The sequence below is a fragment of the Paenibacillus sp. PsM32 genome (assembly GCF_030433815.1).
Lineage (GTDB): Bacteria > Bacillota > Bacilli > Paenibacillales > Paenibacillaceae > Saccharibacillus > Saccharibacillus kyungheensis.
This window is the reverse complement of the sequence record NZ_JARUWY010000098.1, coordinates 1-216: the sequence shown is the minus strand read 5'-3', so window position 1 is coordinate 216 and position 216 is coordinate 1. Positions and strand designations below refer to the sequence as shown.

The window sequence follows — 216 nt, the reverse complement described above, 5'->3', positions numbered from 1 at the left end:
AAAATTTCTGCATCTTCTGCTTCCATCTGGATATCTAATCCACGAACCCGGAAAAAGCGCTTTCCATACCCCGGATATGCGCCGCGTGATTGGACATCGATAAACAAATACGACTCCCGATCTTTTTCCATCCCATGATACACATCTTCTAGATTACAAGAAAATCGATAAAAGCTACCTGCGGCAACCATACAACCGAGTTCACCATCAGGAATC

1 pseudogene is annotated in these 216 nt (G+C 44.0%); it reads right to left on the bottom strand.

Annotated elements, in window-relative coordinates:
- A pseudogene (locus tag QCD85_RS23825) lies at positions 1-216 on the bottom strand (6-phospho-beta-glucosidase); the annotation flags it as partial.